This window comes from Cellulosimicrobium sp. BMG9.23, from assembly GCF_059159985.1.
Window position 1 is genome coordinate 346,727 of sequence record NZ_JBZGBZ010000005.1, and the last position, 13,475, is coordinate 360,201.

The following is a 13,475-nucleotide window of genomic DNA, read 5'->3' on the forward strand; positions in this document are numbered from 1 at the left end:
ATGCTAGCGGCATCCTGGCGGCGATGCATGCATTCTGCAGCAGCGACCGAGCGCTGTGCCGGCCTGTGCCACGCCGACCGGGGTACTACTTCGGCTGTCCCGGCGACCTCGGCCCTCGTCCGGCGACGGTCCGTGCGTGCTCGGCCGCGGCCTCGCCGAACGTGGTCCTGAGGTCGTCGAACAGCGCGACGCTGGCCGTCCCCGGCCAGTCCGCCGGGAGCGCGCTGGGTGGCAGGCCCGGGTCGACGTACGGGACGGTCCGCCAGTCGTCGACGGCGCGCACCCACCGGGCGAACGCGTCGCGCGGGAAGGCTGCGGGGCCGGCCGAGCGGGCTCCGTCGGGCAGGGGCGACGGGGCGCCGTCGGGCAGGGCCGAGCGGGCGCGGTCGGGCACCGGCGCGCTCGTCGCGCCCTCGTGGCGAGCGAGGAACCTGCGGTGCAGCGCGGCGATCCGGTCGAGGTCCCACCAGCGGGCCGCGGCGTCGGCGAAGGGCCCGTGGGTCTGCGGCGTCCCGGTGACGAACAGCGTCGCGGCGTCGCGCAGGTCCAGGTGGTCGAGGATCTGCTCGACCTCGCCGGCCAGGTGCGCCGGGCAGATCCACAGGGCGTCGGCGACCGTCCCGCACCCGATGCCCGCGAGGTGCCGGCGGAGCTGGTGGCGCTCGGCGCGCCGGTCCTCGGGGACGGAGAACGACACGAGGAGCCACGCGTCGTCGTCGGTCTGCTGCCGGTAGGCGAAGATGCGACGGTCCCCGCGCGCGAGCATCACGTCCGCGCCCGGTGCGAGGCGGTAGCCCGGGCGGCCGTCGACGTCCTCGGCGACAAGGAGCCCCTTGCCCTTGACGCGCGAGATCGCGCTGCGCGCGGCCGCCGGCGGGACGCCCACCGCGTCGAGCAGCGCGACGAGGTCCGCGACCGCGACCCAGCCGCCGAGGCCGCGCAGGTACAGCCCGACGACCGTCCGCAGCAGGGACGTCGCGCTGCCCGGGCGGGCGTCGAGGTCGTCGAGGACGACGGCGCCGGGCTGGGGCGCCGGGCTCACGACGTCGCGCTCGGGTGCCGGGCTCACGACGTCGCGCTCGGCTGTCGGGTTCACGGCGTCGGGGCGTCGGGCGCGGCGTCGGCCAGACGCTCGGCGGGGACGGCGCCGGACGTCACCTCGACGAGCGCGTCGCGCACCGCCTCGACGCCGACGCGCACCTCGTCGAACGACGTCGACAGCGGCGAGAGGCCGAGCCGCAGCCCGTTCGGACGGCGGAAGTCCGGGACGACGCCGCGCGCCCAGAGCAGCGGGAGCGTCGCCTCGAACGCGTCGTGGTCGACGGTGACGTGGCTCCCTCGTCGTGCGGCGTCGCGCGGGGAGGCGACGCGCGCGCCGAGCGGCACGAGCAGGTCGTCGACGAGCTCGAGCGCGTACTCGGTGAGCGCGACCGACTTCGCGCGGATCGCGTCCAGACCCGCCTCGGCCACCAGGTCGACCATGTCCTGCATCGCGAGCATCCCGACGATCGCGGGCGTCCCGCTGAGGAACCCGCGCGGACCGGGGTGCGGGGCGTAGCCCGGCCCCATCTCGAACGGCGCCGCGCTGCCCATCCAGCCCTGGATCGGCTGCGTCAGCGTGTCCTGCAGGTCGGCGCGCACATAGCCGAACGCGGGCGCGCCGGGACCGCCGTTGAGGTACTTGTAGGTGCAGCCCACGGCGAGGTCGACGCCCCACGCGTCCAGCGCGACGGGCACCGCGCCCGCGGAGTGGCACAGGTCCCACAGGACGAGCGCGCCGGCGTCGTGCGCGAGGCGCGTGATCGCCTCCGCGTCGCTCACGTACCCCGACCGGTACGCGACATGGCTCAGCACGACGAGCGCGGTGCGGTCGGAGAGCACCTCGGCGACCTGGTCGGGCGTGACGCCGGCGTCGTGCTCGGGCTCGATCCACCGCAAGGTCGCCCCGTGCTCGCGCGCGACCCCTTCGAGCACGTAGCGGTCGGTCGGGAAGTTGCCGGAGTCGAGGACGATCTCGTCGCGGTCCGCGTTCTCCGGGGCGGCGAGCGCCGCGCGGACGAGCTTGTAGAGGATCACGGTCGTCGAGTCGGCGACGAACGTCTGGCCCGCGCCTGCGCCGAGCGCCGCTGCGCCGATCCGGTCACCGAGCGTCAGCGGCAGGTCGTACCACTCCTCGTCCCAGCCGCGGATGAGCCGCGCGCCCCACTGCTCCGTCGCGAACCGGGCGAGGCGTTCCGCGGCGGCACGGGTCGGGCGGCCCAGAGAGTTGCCGTCGAGGTACGCGACCACGTCGTCGGACGGGACGAACGCGTCGACGTAGCGGGCGAGCGGGTCGGCGGCGTCGAGCTCGCGACCCCGTGCGGCGCGCGTCGCGTCGTCGGCACGGGCCGCGGCATGGTCGCGGGGGTGGTCGGCGTGGTCGCGGGACGCGGACGTGGCGGTCATGGCTGGTCCTTCCGGGTGCTCGTGTCCGACGGCGGGGCGAACCCCGGCCGCAGCACGTCGGCCAGGTGCAGGGTGGTGGCGCCGGCGAGCCAGCGCGGGAGGTCGTCCGGGTCGTCCGGCGGTCCGCCCGGAACGAACGTCACGCGCCCCGCCGAGAACGACCTGGCAGTCGTTCCGGGGCCCGTAACGTCTTCCAGGTCGTGTTCGGCGTGAAGGGTGGAGGCCGTGGGACGGTTGGAGGTCGCGGGAACGGTGGAGGAGGTGAGGGTGCGCAGGAGGGCGTCCGGGCCGAGCCCGGCGGCGGCGAGGGCACGCAGCTCGCGCTCGTTCACGCCGACCGGCAGCGGTCCGTTGCCGAGGTCCGTGCCGTACACGACCGAGCCGCCGGCGGCCGCGAAGCGCCGCACGTTGTCGATCGCAACGTCCTGCGCGGGCGTCGGCGTCCCCCACCCGTGGATGTCGAGCGTGCTCACCCACGTCATGCGGCTCACCGGCTCCGCGCCGAACATGACGTGAGGGTCGTTCTGGGGCTCATTCCGACCCTCAGGTCGTGCTCGACGGCGCGCAGGGTCGTGCTCGAGGCCGGCGGGCGGGCGCGGGCCGGGGAGGGCGCGCGAGCGGGGGCGGGCCATGGCGAGGATCAGCTCGTCGGGCAGGCGCTCGGAGAACGGGGCGTGCGCGAGCCGGTCGACCTCCGCCTCGAACGCGCGCGCCACCTGACCCGGACCCTCGACGTGCGCGACGACGTCCCGGCCCCGCGCGTGGGCGCGCGCCACGATCGCGGCGAGCGTGGCGTCGTCGGGCACGGGACCCGCCGCGCTGTTGAGCGCAACCTTGACGAACGACGCCCCGGCCGCGAGCTGCCGGTCGACGGCGGCGGCGGCCTCGGCGGGCGACGCCACCTCCTCGACGGAGCCGTCGGGCGCCCAGGAGCGGTCGGACGGATAACCGCCGGGGGCGGTGAGGAACGCGCCGGCGAACGAGACGTGCGGCATGCGTCGCGCCGGACGCACAGGCCGCGCGCCCTCCGCTCGTACCTCCCGGTCACCATCGCGTGCCCACTCGGCGGCGACCTCGGGGATCCAACCGAGGTCGTGCACGGAGGCGATGCCGTGCGGGACGAGCCCGGTCGCGTCGACGAGCCCGAGGTGGACGTGGGCGTCCGTGAACGGCGGGAGGAGCGTGCCGGGCAGATGGACCGGTTCACGCGACCCATGATCCGTGAGATCGACCCGTGCGTCGCGGCGTCGACCCACCGAAGGTCGATCTCGGCCGCTCGGGTCGATCTCGTGAGGCTCGTGGGCGTCGGCGAGGCCGGACGCTGTGGCGAGGAACGCCGTCGGACCCGTGGGAGGACGACCCGGGAACCAGGAGGCGTCGACGGTGACGAGGCGGGCGCCGTCGGGCACGGGCCGGTGCGTCATGCGCCGGACGGCCGCGCGGCGCCGATCTCGGTGCGGACGGCGAAGAGCTCGGGGAAGAACGTGAGGTCGAGGGCCTTCTGGAGGAAGCCGACGCCGCTCGACCCGCCCGTCCCGCGCTTGGTGCCGATGATGCGCAGGACCGTCTTCATGTGGCGGAAGCGCCAGAGCTGGAAGTTGTCCTCGAGGTCGACGAGCTCCTCGCACGTCTCGTAGGCGGACCAGTGGGTGTCGGGGTCGTCGTAGATGCGGCGGAAGACCTCGACGAGGTCGTCGTCGAGGACGTGCGCGTGCGTGACGTCGCGGTCGAGGACGTGGGCCGGGACGTCGTGACCGTGGCGCGAGAGGTAACGCAGGAATTCGTCGTAGACGCTCGGCTCGGCGAGGAGGCGCGAAAGCTCGGCGTGCGCGGCGGGCTCGGACGCGAAGACTTTCAGCATCGCGGCGTTCTTGTTGCCGAGGAGGAACTCGACGGCGCGGTACTGCCACGACTGGAAGCCCGACGCGTTGCCGAGGAACCCGCGGAACTGCGCGTACTCGCTCGGCGTGAGCGTCGCGAGGACCGACCACTGCTCGGTGAGCGTGCGCTGGATGTGCTTCACGCGGGCGATGCGCTTGAGGGCGGCCTGCAGTTCGTCGGCGGCGAGGAGGTCGCGGGCGGAGACGAGCTCGTGGAGCACGAGCTTGAGCCACAGCTCGGTGGTCTGGTGCTGGACGATGAACAGCATCTCGTCGTGGTGCGCCGGGGTGCTGATGGGCTCCTGCGCCGCGAGCAGCGTGTCGAGGTGGAGGTAGGACCCGTAGGTCATGCGCTCGCGCAGGTCGGTGACGATGTCGGGCTCGAGGGCTCGCTCGTTCGAGGACGGGTTCGCGTGCTGTGACGGTTCGGCCATGCACCTGAGCGTATGTCACGGACATGACGGGAGCCATGAAAATGCAATACCGCCTGAGATCGGCACCTCACCGCGACATCGGCTGCTTTGCGCGAGGTCGGCACGATTTAGGACCGGTCTCACGCCGGCTTGCCGATCTCGGTGTCGGCGCTCGCGCAACGAGCGGTAGTCAGGACTCGGCGTCGGCGCGCTCCTCGGCGACGGACTCCCCGGTCGGGTCGTCGGCGAGCTCGTCCGCAAGGACGTGGCCGCCGAGCGGACCGGCGCTCATGCCGACGTAGCGCCAGCCGTTCTCCGGGTCGCCCACGACCTCGACGAGCCCTGTGTTCTCGAGCGGCGTGTACGCCATGGCGTGGAGGTCGACACCCTCGGCGCGGATGCTGGTCCACGAGCGGATGGCCGCACCGTGCGAGACGACGACGGCGGTCTGCCAGCCCGTGGACGCGATCTTCGCGACGGCGTCGTCGAAGCGGGCGACGAACTCGGTCCCGTAGGGCCCGCCGGGCATCCGCCGCGTGAGGTTGCCGCCGCCCCAGGCGAACACGGTCTCGAGGTAGAGGACGTGGTCTTCGTGCCGGTCGGACATCTCGAGGTCGCCCGCCTCGACCTCGCGCAACCCGTCGAGCTCGACCGGCTCGAGCTGACGGTGCTCGGCCAGCGGCGCGGCGGTCTGGTGGGTGCGGACGAGGGTCGAGACGGCGATCCCGTCGATGACCCGTTCCGACAGCGCGTCGGGGAGCGCCGCTGCCTGGCGTGCGCCCAGCGCGGTCAGCCCCGGACCGGGGTGACCGGTGTCGAGCAGGCCGGCGACGTTGGACGGGGTCTGACCGTGACGGACGAGCAGCAGGCGCATGGTTCTCCGGTTCGTGGGGGTACCTGCCACCCTACGATCCGGGTCGCGCGCCTGCGTGCTCGCCGTGGCTGTGGCCGGCGCCACGTCCGACGCCGGCGCCCTCCGTGGGGAGCGACCTCACCCGAGCGGGTCGGTCACCAGCCGGGAGCGCGCCTCGTACACCTGCAGCGGCTCGGCCGTGCTCGCCGTCGTCGCCTTGCCGGGCACGTCCGTCCACGTCGGCGACCCGGCGATGCGGAACTGCCCCGACCACGTCGTGGTGAGCCCGATCGTCAGCGACTCCACCGGCTGCTCGTACGTGTGATGCACCGTGTGGTCCGGGTACGGAGCGCCGGGATCCGAGGTGACGAGAGGTGCGCTGCCGTCGGCGTAGTCCCACGCGAACGACTCGGGCGTCGCGCGGATCTGGACGGGGATGCCGAGCAGCGTGGCGTCGAACGTCTGCTCCGCGGACTCGGTGTACGTGATGGTCGGGACGTTCACCAACGTCCACCCGTCCGGCGGCTGCACCACGATCGACGACGGCGCGATCGGCAGCGTCGCGAACTCCCGCTCCGCCTCGGCGAGCAGGTCCGCCGGCGTCACACAGCCCTCGTCACCGACGAGCTCGGGCGGCCCCCATGAACCGTCCGGCTGCCGGACCTCCCGGAAGAGCGCACCCTCGGCGAACTCGTCCGGACCGCACTCGATGCCCTCGTAGGCGAGCTGCTCGCCCTCGGTGCACGCGAAGTCATAGCGAGTCGACGGGCCGTCGAGGTTGTCGACGAGCGCGCACAGCGCAGGAGTCGCCGAGAAGTAGCGATCGGGCGGGACATCGGTGCCCGCGGGGACGTAGACATCGCCGCCCCGAGTCCCTTCCCGAGCCGCTTCGACCGTGATTGAGCCGCCTCGCGCCTCAGTGTTTCCACCTCCGTACACCGGGCTATCTGCGGAGATGCTAAGCAGGCTTGATAGGAGTACCGCGCCCGAGAGCTCGAAGAAGATGGCCATCTCAGTCGAGCGCCGCGATTTCAACGATCACCCAGTTGCCCGATTGGAGACCCACTTCCACTCGATTCGTCTGTATCGATTCGGCCGCAGAGTAAAGTTCCTCGCCACTTTCGCTGGAAATCGTCGCCGCCGCTTCCACCATCTCCACGTCCAGTGGAAAGATGCCAGTCGCCTCGTCACGCATGTAGTACCGAGGATCCGCGATGCTCGCCTGGATGCCTTCACCGACATACACATCGCCACGTTTCGCTATCGTCTTCGCTTGCTCGATGCTGGCAGCGCACCAGCCACACATCTCGTGTGACATCGACTCCCACTCGGCCGTATCACCGGTGATCATGACGTAGTCGTAGAGCTCGATGAAGTACTCCGCAGCCGCCGCCGCCCCCTCGGCGTCCTGCTGCTCCATCGCGGCGGGGCGCTCAGGCTTCACCGGGCCTGACTTGGTCGGCGTCGGCTCGGGCTCCTCGGTGACCTCCGGTGACTCCGTCGTGCTCGACGACGGCTCCGGCTCGGCCGGCTCATCTCCCGTGCACCCGGCGACCACCAGCCCCACGGTGAGAACGACCCCACAGCCGAGCACGCGCCGTCGGGCACGGGACGACGAACGTGACGCGAGACGCATGCAACCCCCTGGTGACGACCCCCACGCACCCCGGATCCGGGCCGCGCCGCACGAACTGCCCCAGAACCTAGCGAACCCCGGCCCCGCATGGAACCCGTGTTCTCGGTCTGTGGACAACGACGTCGCGTGGCACCCTGTCGGCATGTCGCGCAGGGAGCTCGTGGTGCTGGGGACGGCCAGCATGGTCCCGACCCGGACGCGCAACCACAACGGGTACGTGCTGTTCTGGGACGACGAGGCGATCCTCTTCGACCCCGGCGAGGGCACGCAGCGGCAGATGACGTTCGCGGGCGTGTCCGCGACCGACCTCACGCGCATCGCGATCACGCACCTGCACGGCGACCACAGCCTCGGGCTCGCGGGCGTCGCGCAGCGCATCAGCGGTGACGGGGTGCGGCACACCATCCCGGTGTCGTACCCGGCGTCGGGCCAGCGGTGGATCGACCACCTGCTCGACGCGTCCGCGCATCACCGCCGCGGCCACCTCCTGGAGCAGCCGCTGACGACCGACGGGGTGGTCCCACCCGCGCCCGACCGACCCGAACCGGGCTTCACGCTGAGCCACCGCCGCCTCGACCACACGCTCGAGGCGGTCGGGTACCGGCTCGACGAGCCCGACGGTCGCAGCCTCGACCCCGCGCTCCTCGCGCAGCACGGCCTGGCGGGGCCGATCGTCGGGATCCTGCAGCGCGACGGCGTCGTCAGCGCACCCGACGGCCGGACCGTCACCCTCGAGGAGGTCAGCGCGCCGCGGCCCGGCCAGTCGTTCGCGTTCGTCATGGACACGCGCCTGTGCGACGCCGTGCTCGAGCTCGCGGTGGGCGTCGACCTGCTCGTCATCGAGTCGACGTTCCTCGACCGCGACCTCGACCAGGCCGAGCGCTGGGGCCACCTCACAGCATTCCAGGCGGCGAAGGTCGCGGCCGACGCCGGCGTGCGGCACCTCGTCCTCACACACTTCTCGCAGCGCTACACCGACCCGCGCGAGTTCGAGCGCGAGGCGAGGTCCGTGTTCGACGGCGGCCTCACCGTTGCGCAGGACCTCGACCGCGTGCCGGTCCCCCGGCGCCGCTCCCGCTAGGCGCCGCAGCCCGGCGCGTCGTAGGCCGCGGTGAACGTCTGCGACGTCCCGTCCGGGGCGGTCGCGGTGACCGTGGCCTCCCCCGCCGTCTCCGTGCCGCGCACCTTGAAGGACTGGTACGCGTTCTTTCCGGCCTCCACCTGGGCGAAGCTCTTGTCGCCGAACGGCGTCGAGAGCGTCAGCGCGAGCGCCTCGTCCCCGTCGTTGGTCGCCCGCACCGCGACGAAGGCCGCATTGCCGAGGCAGCGGGTCTGCGCGGTCACCGCGACGTCGATCTCCGTCGGCGGCTCCTCGCGCGGGTAGACGTCGAGCGCGTCGAGCTCGGTGTACCAGGTGCCGCGCGTGAAGGTCACGGTGTTGAGGCCGGCCCGGAGCTCGACGCCGTGCTCGACGCTCTGCCAGTTGCCCCACGTCGTGTGCGGGAAGGTGACGACCCCGGCGTCCTCGCCGTTGACCGTGACGAAGTCGGTCGACGACAGCGTGTACCCGCCGCGCTCCGACCCGTTCGCGAACCGCACGGCGAGCGTGTACGGCCCGGCCTCCTCGGCCTGGACCTGGAGCGTGACGGAGCTGTCGGCGAAGTCGAGGCCGCCGACCTTCTCGCCACCCGACGCGCCCGCCGCCGAGCCCACCGCGCCGCGCACGATCACGCCGTCCTCGAACTCGTACCGCACCGCGTCCGGGATCACCGGCGGGACGACGGTCCGCGGCTCGTCGAGCACGGGGAACACGTCGATCGCGTCGATCTCGGCGAAGAACGTGGCGCGGGTCAGCGTGACGGTGTTCCAGCCGGCGTCCAGCTCGGCGACGTGCTCGACCGTCTGCCAGTTGCCCCACGTCGTGTGGGCGAACGTCACGGTCCCGGCGTCCTCACCGTTCACGGTCATCGTGTGGGTCGACGGCACGCGCTCGGCGCCGTCCGTCGAGCCGTTCGCGTACCGGATGCCCAGCAGGGCCGGGCCGGCCTCCTCGGCGTAGACCTCGACCGAGACCGAGCTGTCCGCGAAGTCGAGCCCGCCGACCTTCGCGAGGCCCGACGCGCTGCCGTCCTGGACGACGCGCGCGTTCGTCACGACGCCGTCCTCCGCCTGGTAGCGGTCGGACGCGGCGGCGACCGACGGTACGCCGTCCTCCGACCACTCGAGGCCGCTGAGGTACATCGCGCGGTAGGTGAACGCCTCGTTCCAGCCGTGGAAGACGATCGCGGTGCCGCCGTCGGGCGTCGTCACGACGTCCTGCCCGCCGGGGCCGCGCACGTCGCCCCGGAACCGATCGCTCGTCATGAGCTCCGTCGTCGCCTTGGTGTACGGGCCGGTCACGCTGTCCGACGTCGCGTACGCCGTCCGGTACGCGCCGCCGTAGAAGTCGTTGGCCGAGTAGAAGAGGTAGTACGTGCCGTCGCGCTCGACGATCGTCGGCGCCTCGACGACGCGACCCTCGTTCGCGCGGTCGACCCGGATCAGCTCCGTGGGCGGACCGGTGAGCGTCGTCCCGTCGGCGGAGAGCGGCTGGGCGAAGATGATCGCCGTCTTGCCCTCGCAGCAGTTGCCGTCCGCCTTCCACAGCAGCCAGAGCTGGTCGCCGTCCTGGAACGTGCCGGCGTCGATCGCACCGCCGAGGTCCTGTGTGCCGTCCTCGCCGTTGGGGCAGACGATCGGGTCGTCGCCGACGGGCACGAACGGCCCGTCCGGGGTGTCGGACAGCGCGAGGCCGATGCACTGGCGCACCGTCGTCGCGTCGCGCGCGGTGTAGTAGAGCGCGTAGCCGCTCTCGACCGCGGCGACCTCGGGCGCCCAGACGCACCGGTCCGTCGCGCCGCCCGGGCTGAAGCTGCACTCACCGACCCAGTCGCCGAGCTCGGGCGCGGCGTCGGGCTGCTCGGTCCACGTCACGAGGTCCGTCGACGTCCGGTGCTGGACGTTGTCCCCGTCGGAGTTCGTCGCGTACGCGTGGTAGACGCCGTCGACGAGCAGGATGTCGGGGTCGGGGAAGTTGTCGTCGATGACGGGCTCGATCTCGGGTGCCGGGTCGACAGCGGCCTGTGCCGCGACGTGACCCGCGGTCGCGGCGCTCGGGGCGGCCGCGGCGCTCGGGGCGGCCGCGGTGGCGGTCGTCCCGGACGCGACGAGCCCGAGTGCGACGAGCGCGCTCGTCGCGAGGCCAGCGAGCGCGGAAGGTGGACGGGTGGTCCGGGTGCGTGGCCTCATCGGTGTCCTCTCGACGGTGAGCGGCGGTCCCCGGGGCGGCGTCGCCCCTAGGGACTCTCGAGTCTCGTCGTCGAACGAACACGAGTCAACAAGTTCGGGCAGGACTGAACACGCCGACGTCCGGCCTCGGGTGGGACGGCGTCGTCGTGAAGCGGCGAACGGTACGGTCGGCGGGTGACTGCACCCGCGGACGGACGACGATGACCGCACGAGCCGTCGTCGTCGGCGGCGGGATCGGCGGGCTCGCGTCCGGGGTCGCGCTCGCGCGCGCGGGGTGGGACGTCTCCGTCCTGGAGCGCGCGACGTCGCTCGAGCCCGTCGGGGCGGGGATCGCCGTCGCGCCCAACGCCGTGCGCGCCCTCGTCGCACTGGGCCTCGGCGACGCGCTGCGCGATCTCGCGACGCTCCAGGGCGAGGTCGGCATGCGCCGCCCCGACGGCCGGTGGCTCGTGCGCGCAGACACCGCGGAGGCGGGCGCGCGGTTCGGGGACCAGACGCTCGTGCTGCACCGCGCACAGCTCGTCGGCATGCTCGCGGACGCCCTGCCCGACGGCGCGCTGCGGCTCGGGGCGAGCGCCGCCGTCGTGCGCGCGGGGGACGGCGGGCGGCCCGCGGTGGTCCGGGTGTCCGACGCCGCGGGGTCGGCAGACGAGGCCGTGTCCGGCGGCGAAGGGCTGGCGGGGACGTCCGGTCCGGAGGGCGAGGGGACGGCGGGGACGGAGCCCGGCGCCGCACCGTCCGGTGAGACGGTCGAGGCCGGCCTCGTCGTCGCGGCGGACGGCATCGACTCCCCGATCCGGACGCGCTGGTGGCCGGACGCGCCGCGGCCCGTCCACGGCGGGTTGACGGCGTGGCGGCTCGTCGCCCCCGCGCCGGACGGCGGCGTCGTGGGGAGCGAGACGTGGGGCCGCGGGATCGTCGTCGGGATCGTGCCGCTCGCCGACGGGCGCGTGTACGCCTACGTCTCGATCGCCGACGCCGCCGGGGTGCCCGAGTCGTTCGCCGAGCTGCGCGAACGGCTCGCCGGCTGGCACGACCCGATCCCGGAGCTGCTGGCGTCAGTGGACCCCGAGCAGGTGCTGCGGCACGCGCTGCGGCGCCTCCCCGCTCCCCCGGCGACGCTCGCGACCGGACGCGTCGCGCTCGTCGGCGACGCGGCGCACGCGATGCTGCCGAACGTCGGGCAGGGCGGGTGCCAGGCGCTCGAGGACGCGGTGGTGCTGGGTGCGCGGGTGCCGGCGTCGGCGCGCCGGTCCGGCCGGCTCGACGTCGCGTCGGCGCTGCAGGCGTGGTCGGCGGAGCGCCGACCGCGGGTCGAGAAGGTCATGAAGCTGTCCGCGCAGGTCGCCGTCCCGACGCGGTGGACGTCGCCCGTGCTCACCGGCGCGCGCGACCTCGGTGCGCGTGCCGCCGCTACGTGGGCGGCGACGCTCGGGACCCGCGCGCTCGACGGCGTCATGGGCTGGCGACCGCCGACGACCGGTGCCTGAAGCACGCCCCTGCTTCGCCCGGACGCAGCAGGAGCCGCTCGATCGCGGACGCGGCGCCTCAGGCCCGACGGAGATCCGGTAGGCCCGCCGCCTCGCGCAGCTCCGCGTACGCCTCCCCGAGCGTCGCGACCGTGTGGTGCGCGTTGAGCCCGCTGGGATTGGGCAGCAGCCACACGCGCGCCGGTCCGATGCGCCGTTCCTGCGGGCCCGTCGTCGCGCGGCGATCGCCGAACGCCGTGCGGTACGCGCCCAGCCCCAGCACGGCGACCCAACGCGGGCGCCAGGTCTCGGCCGTCTCCTCGAGCCGGCGACCGCCGTCGACGATCTTTTCGGGCGCGAGCTCGTCCGCGCGGGCCGTCGCGCGCCGCACGACGTTCGTCATGCCGAGGCCCGCGTCGAGGAACGCGTCGCGCTCCCACGGGCCGAGCACGCGGTCGGTGAAGCCGGCCGCGTGCATCGCCTTCCAGTACCGGGTGCCCGGGTTGGCGAACGGCAGCCCGACGGCCGCCGAGTAGAGGCCAGGGTTGATGCCGCAGAACAGCACGTCGAGGTCCGGGCGCAGCCAGTCGTCGATCTCGCGGTCGCGCGCGGCGGTGAGCTCGGCCGGCGTGGGGCGCGGGTAGGGCGGCGCCGGGCAGGCATCGGGGCTGTGGGAAGGCACGGCACCATCCTGGCGCGCACAGGAGCCGGGTCGACGTGGACGTCGCCCCGGCCCAGTGCGGCAGAGCCTCCTCGTACGGACGTCAGCCGAGCGCGACCTCGACGCCGCCGGAGCGGAACGAGTCGTGCAGGTCGATCGACGCCGGGACGGCGTCGGCGGGGATGTCGAACACGACGGTCCCCTCGACGGAGTTGCCGTGGTTGATGTCGGTGAGGAAGCTGTTCGCGTCCCCGAGGTAGATCGCTGCGCTGCCGTCAGAGGAGTGCGTGCGGCCGACGGTGTCGGTGAGCTCCTGGCTCGACCCGTCGAACATCTGCGCCTCGTCGCTGGTGCTTGTCACCGTCATATGCACCAAGGATCCCAAGCACGGTTGGTGCTCGTCCTGCTTCGCCAAGGCCAAGCATCGCAAGTCGAACCGACCCGGCGGCCAGCTCCCGGTGTACGTGTGCCAGCCTATGGGTCTCCGACACTTCCACGCGTGGCCCGATCGAGAGAACATGGCCCTTCAAGACCGTGGCGCGATCCGCGTCCCGCAGTACCGCGGGACACCGGCACGACGTCCTCTGCTTCGAGAAGGTCCTGAGAAGCATCGGCGAGCTGCACGACTACGAAAACTCCTCAACTACGAGAAGCCCGATCTGAGCGTGCGCGGCGTAGTATCAGGCCGATCCGGCACGGCCACTGGCGCAGCTCTCGACCGAACGAGACGGCATCCTGTGCACGCGCTTCGGAGACGCCACCCAGAGCCACCCGGTGAAGGATCATTGTGCGCTCGGAAAGGCCAACCGCACTCATGGCCAGACCACCCG

Annotated in this window: 12 protein-coding genes; 2 read left to right on the top strand and 10 right to left on the bottom strand. The window is 73.0% G+C overall.

The window, feature by feature from the left end:
- Window positions 1–85: 85 nt before the first annotated feature.
- The 7 genes from AC4H2G_RS10405 to AC4H2G_RS10435 form a co-directional block, all read right to left on the bottom strand.
- Entirely contained in the window at window positions 86–1,096 is a 1,011-nt protein-coding gene (locus AC4H2G_RS10405) for a PaaX family transcriptional regulator (protein ID WP_494365679.1), read from the bottom strand.
- Complete coding sequence (gene kynU, locus AC4H2G_RS10410) at window positions 1,093–2,445, bottom strand: kynureninase (protein WP_494365680.1); 1,353 nt, start codon at window positions 2,443–2,445, stop codon at window positions 1,093–1,095. The genes AC4H2G_RS10405 and kynU overlap by 4 nt, the downstream gene beginning before the upstream one ends.
- Complete coding sequence (locus AC4H2G_RS10415) at window positions 2,442–3,869, bottom strand: amidohydrolase family protein (protein ID WP_494365681.1); 1,428 nt, start codon at window positions 3,867–3,869, stop codon at window positions 2,442–2,444. The genes kynU and AC4H2G_RS10415 overlap by 4 nt, the downstream gene beginning before the upstream one ends.
- Window positions 3,866–4,759, bottom strand: a complete 894-nt coding sequence (kynA, locus tag AC4H2G_RS10420) for a tryptophan 2,3-dioxygenase (protein WP_494365682.1) — start codon at window positions 4,757–4,759, stop codon at window positions 3,866–3,868. Before kynA ends, AC4H2G_RS10415 begins: the two co-directional genes overlap by 4 nt.
- A gap of 169 nt (window positions 4,760–4,928) precedes the next feature.
- Window positions 4,929–5,612 (bottom strand): histidine phosphatase family protein, encoded by a 684-nt coding sequence (locus AC4H2G_RS10425; protein WP_494365683.1) that lies wholly within the window; start codon window positions 5,610–5,612, stop codon window positions 4,929–4,931.
- Between the two features lie 117 nt (window positions 5,613–5,729).
- Window positions 5,730–6,602 carry a hypothetical protein gene (locus AC4H2G_RS10430; protein WP_494365684.1) on the bottom strand — a complete coding sequence of 291 codons (873 nt, stop codon included), beginning with the start codon at window positions 6,600–6,602 and terminating at the stop codon, window positions 5,730–5,732.
- A 1-nt stretch (window position 6,603) separates the two neighbouring features.
- Window positions 6,604–7,158: a DUF6318 family protein gene (locus tag AC4H2G_RS10435; protein ID WP_494365685.1), complete on the bottom strand. Its 555-nt coding sequence runs from the start codon at window positions 7,156–7,158 to the stop codon at window positions 6,604–6,606.
- Between the two features lie 211 nt (window positions 7,159–7,369).
- Between AC4H2G_RS10435 and AC4H2G_RS10440 the strand changes: the two genes are divergently transcribed.
- Window positions 7,370–8,308 carry a ribonuclease Z gene (locus tag AC4H2G_RS10440; protein ID WP_494365686.1) on the top strand — a complete coding sequence of 313 codons (939 nt, stop codon included), beginning with the start codon at window positions 7,370–7,372 and terminating at the stop codon, window positions 8,306–8,308.
- Here AC4H2G_RS10440 and AC4H2G_RS10445 read toward each other — a convergent pair.
- Entirely contained in the window at window positions 8,305–10,515 is a 2,211-nt protein-coding gene (locus tag AC4H2G_RS10445; protein ID WP_494365687.1) for a family 43 glycosylhydrolase, read from the bottom strand. The genes AC4H2G_RS10440 and AC4H2G_RS10445 overlap by 4 nt on opposite strands.
- 200 nt (window positions 10,516–10,715) lie before the next feature.
- Between AC4H2G_RS10445 and AC4H2G_RS10450 the strand changes: the two genes are divergently transcribed.
- Complete coding sequence (locus tag AC4H2G_RS10450) at window positions 10,716–12,005, top strand: FAD-dependent monooxygenase (RefSeq protein WP_494365688.1); 1,290 nt, start codon at window positions 10,716–10,718, stop codon at window positions 12,003–12,005.
- 58 nt (window positions 12,006–12,063) lie between these two features.
- Here the strand turns inward: AC4H2G_RS10450 and mug are convergent, their stop codons facing one another.
- Complete coding sequence (gene mug, locus AC4H2G_RS10455) at window positions 12,064–12,666, bottom strand: G/U mismatch-specific DNA glycosylase (RefSeq protein ID WP_494365689.1); 603 nt, start codon at window positions 12,664–12,666, stop codon at window positions 12,064–12,066.
- Window positions 12,667–12,748: 82 nt separating this feature from the next.
- Window positions 12,749–13,165 (bottom strand): DUF4352 domain-containing protein, encoded by a 417-nt coding sequence (locus AC4H2G_RS10460; protein ID WP_494365690.1) that lies wholly within the window; start codon window positions 13,163–13,165, stop codon window positions 12,749–12,751.
- Window positions 13,166–13,475: the final 310 nt, after the last annotated feature.